Here is a 901-nt window from a genome sequence, read left to right on the forward strand (position 1 = left end):
GAGTTCCTGCCGGGTCCGGTGGAGGCGGTGGTGGTGGAGGGGCGGACGTACGCGGTGCCCTGGTACCTGGACGTGGGCGTTCTGTACTACCGGACGGACCTGGTGCCTCGGGCGCCGCGCACGTACGCGGAGCTGGAGCGCTTCGCGCTGGACGCGAAGGCGAAGGTGCCGGGCATCCAGGGCTTCGTGTGGCAGGGCCGGCAGTACGAGGGGTTGAGTTGTAATGTCTTTGAGGCGCTGTGGGGGCACGGCGGGGACGCGATGGGGGAGCACGGGCGCGTGTTGTTGGAGACGGAGGCGGCGCGCGAGGCGCTCGCGTATCTGCGCGGGTTGCTGGTGAGCGGGGTGTCTCCGGAGACGGTGATGGGGTTTGGGGAGGAGGAGGCGCGGCGCATCTTCCAGGAGGGGCGCGCGGTGTTCATGCGCAACTGGCCGTATGCGTGGAGCGAGGCGCAGAAGGAGGGCTCGCCCATTCGCGGCAAGGTGGGGATGGCGCCGTTGCCGACGGTGAGTGGCGAGCCGGGATTCGGGACGCTGGGTGGGTATCAGCTCGCGGTGAACGCGCATGTGTCGCCGGAGCGGCGGAAGCTGGCGGCGAAGCTCATCGCGCACCTGACGTCGCCGGAGGCGAACCTGGTGCTGGCGGTGCATTACGCGCGCAATCCGCCCCGGGCGTCTGTGTATGACGATGCGAGGTTGAAGGAGAGCTCGCCATTCATCGCGGGCCTGCGGGAGATGGCGGAGCGCGCGAGGCCCAGGCCGGTGACGCCGTACTACAACCTGATTTCAGATGTGTTGCAGAGCGAGTTCTCCGCGGCGGTGGCGGGACTGCGCTCGCCCGAGGCGTCGCTGAAGCGCGCGCAGAAGCAGGTGGACCATTTGATGGGGGAGGGGCGATGAG

General features: G+C 69.0%; 1 protein-coding gene. It reads left to right on the forward strand.

Annotation, left to right across the window (positions count from 1 at the left end):
- Window positions 1-900, forward strand: a 900-nt coding sequence (locus HR086_RS47185; protein ID WP_174468943.1) for an ABC transporter substrate-binding protein, incomplete at its 5' end; no start/stop codon positions are given.
- Window position 901 lies beyond the last annotated feature (1 nt).

This window comes from Myxococcus sp. CA039A, assembly GCF_013336645.1.
In the GTDB taxonomy this organism is placed as follows: domain Bacteria; phylum Myxococcota; class Myxococcia; order Myxococcales; family Myxococcaceae; genus Myxococcus; species Myxococcus llanfairpwllgwyngyllgogerychwyrndrobwllllantysiliogogogochensis.